Source organism: Porphyromonas sp. oral taxon 278 str. W7784, from assembly GCF_000467855.2.
GTDB lineage: Bacteria > Bacteroidota > Bacteroidia > Bacteroidales > Porphyromonadaceae > Porphyromonas.
The window spans coordinates 1-2951 of the sequence record NZ_KI259231.1 but is presented as its reverse complement, the minus strand read 5'-3'; the positions used below and the strand labels follow the sequence as shown (position 1 = coordinate 2951).

The window sequence follows — 2951 nt, the reverse complement described above, 5'->3', positions numbered from 1 at the left end:
TCGCAATCACACCCGCTCGCTTCTTAAAATGGCGGCTACCTACTCTCCCACTGTTACGCAGTACCATCGGCACAATTGGGCTTAACTTCTCTGTTCGGAATGGGAAGAGGTGGAACCCCAACGTTATAACCACCTAAATATCTCTTATATCTAGACAATCATTGACTCGATAAAAACATCCGATACTCACAATCGTATCGCTAAGTCGGTATACAACCACAGCAGCGCAAAAACTTTCGGGCTATTAGTACTACTCGGCTTTGACGTCACCGCCTTTACACCTGTAGCCTATCAAGGTCATCGTCTATAACCACCCTTATAATGAGATCTAATCTTGAGGCAAGCTTCGTACTTAGATGCTTTCAGCACTTATCTCAACCGAACGTAGCTACTCGGCAGTACGCCTGGCGGCATAACCGATAAACCAGCGGTTCGTCCAACACGGTCCTCTCGTACTAGTGTCAGGCCCCCTCAAATCTCAAACGCCCACAACAGATAGAGACCGAACTGTCTCACGACGTTCTGAACCCAGCTCGCGTGCCACTTTAATGGGCGAACAGCCCAACCCTTGGGACCTTCTCCAGCCCCAGGATGTGACGAGCCGACATCGAGGTGCCAAACCGCTCCGTCGATATGAGCTCTTGGGAGCGATCAGCCTGTTATCCCCGGAGTACCTTTTATCCTTTGAGCGATGGCCCTTCCATACGGAACCACCGGATCACTATGCTCTAGTTTCCTACCTGTGCGACTTGTTAGTCTCCCAGTCAAGCACCCTTGTGCCATTACACTCTACGACCGGTTACCAATCGGTCTGAGGGTACCTTTAGAAGCCTCCGTTACACTTTTGGAGGCGACCACCCCAGTCAAACTACCCACCATGCAATGTCCTCGCTCCTGCGAGTTAGAACCCAAATAACAAAAGGGCCGTATTTCAACGGCGACTCCACGAATACTGGCGTACCCGATTCTCAGTCTCCGGCCTATCCTACACATTTGTTACCCAAATCCAATGCAAAGCTATAGTAAAGGTTCACGGGGTCTTTTCGTCCCGTTGCGGGTAATCGGCATCTTCACCGATACTACAATTTCACCGAGCTCGCGGTTGAGACAGTACCCAGATCGTTACACCATTCGTGCAGGTCGGAACTTACCCGACAAGGAATTTCGCTACCTTAGGACCGTTATAGTTACGGCCGCCGTTTACTGGGGCTTCAATTCAATGCTTCTCTTGCGATGACATCTCCTCTTAACCTTCCAGCACCGGGCAGGTGTCAGGCTATATACTGTATCTTTCGATTTAGCATAGCCATGTGTTTTTGTTAAACAGTCGCCTGGGTCTATTCTCTGCGGCTCACCGGTTAGGTGAGCGTTCTTTATCCCGAAGTTACAGAACTATTTTGCCTAGTTCCTTAACCGCGAATCACTCGAGCGCCTTAGTATACTCAACCCAACCACCTGTGTCGGTTTATGGTACGGGTAATCATGCAATATGCTTAGCGGATTTTCTTGGGAGCTCCGTTACTTTGTCCATATCTCCTTGTGCAAGCACTCAGAGTACTGTCAGGTTCAGCTCTCAGGGCGGATTTGCCTACCCCGATCAACACCTACACCCTTTAACCAGCTATTCCGTCAGCTGGCAGGACCGTCACATCTCCGTCTCCACATCGCTCACATAATTAGTACCGGAATATTAACCGGTTCGTCCATCGGGTACGCCGTTCGGCTGCCCCTTAGGCCCCGACTAACCCTGATCCGATTAGCGTTGATCAGGAAACCTTAGTCTTTCGGCGAGGAGGTTTCTCACCTCCTTTATCGTTACTTATACCTACATTTGCTTTTCCAGAAACTCCAGCAAGAGTTGTCCTCTTACCTTCAACGTCGCTGGAATGCTCCCCTACCGATGTTTACACATCCCACAGCTTCGGTAAATAGCTTATGCCCGATTATTATCCATGCCAAAGCACTCGACTAGTGAGCTGTTACGCACTCTTTAAATGAATGGCTGCTTCCAAGCCAACATCCTAGCTGTCTTCGCACTCTGACTTCGTTTGGTCAACTTAGCTATTATTTCGGGACCTTAGCCGATGGTCTGGATTCTTCTCCTCTCGGACATGGACCTTAGCACCCATGCCCTCACTCCGTGGATCTAACTTATCGTGCATTCGGAGTTTGTCTGGACTTGATAGCCGGTGAAAGCCTCGCATCCAATCAGTCGCTCTACCTCACGTAAGAAACTCCACAGGCTGCACCTAAATGCATTTCGGGGAGTACGAGCTATCTCCAAGTTTGATTAGCCTTTCACCCCTACCCTCAGTTCATCCGAAAGCTTTTCAACGCTTACCGGTGCGGTCCTCCAGTTGGTTTTACCCAACCTTCAACCTGACCAAGGGTAGATCACTTGGTTTCGCGTCTACTCCCTCTGACTATACGCCCTATTCAGACTCGCTTTCGCTTCGGCTACGTGACTCTTCATCACTTAACCTTGCCAGAGAAAGTAACTCGTAGGTTCATTATGCAAAAGGCACGCAGTCACAGCTCGAAGCTGCTCCTACCGCTTGTAGGCAGACGGGTTCAGGGTCTATTGCACTCCTCTGTTCGAGGTTCTTTTCACCTTTCCCTCACGGTACTGGTTCACTATCGGTCTCTCGGGAGTATTTAGCCTTACGGGATGGGCCCCGCAGATTCACACAGGATTTCACGTGTCCCGCGCTACTCAGGATACCTCTAAGTCCAACGAAGATTTTCGGATACACAGCTTTCATGCTCTATGGCCGGCCTTTCCAGACCGTTCTCCTAATCTTGTCTTCCTATATCGAGGTCCTACAACCCCAGATTTGCCGAAACAAATCTGGTTTGGGCTAGTCCCCGTTCGCTCGCCACTACTAAGGGAATCACTTTTGTTTTCTTCTCCTATGGGTACTTAGATGTTTCAGTTCCCCACGTTCGCTCAC

2 rRNA genes are annotated in these 2951 nt (G+C 49.7%); both read right to left on the bottom strand.

Going from position 1 to position 2951, the window contains the following annotated elements:
• Positions 1-26 precede the first annotated feature (26 nt).
• Positions 27-137: ribosomal RNA gene (gene rrf, locus HMPREF1556_RS04425) — 5S ribosomal RNA — on the bottom strand.
• An 86-nt stretch (positions 138-223) separates the two neighbouring features.
• Positions 224-2951 (bottom strand): 23S ribosomal RNA (locus HMPREF1556_RS04420); the annotation flags it as partial.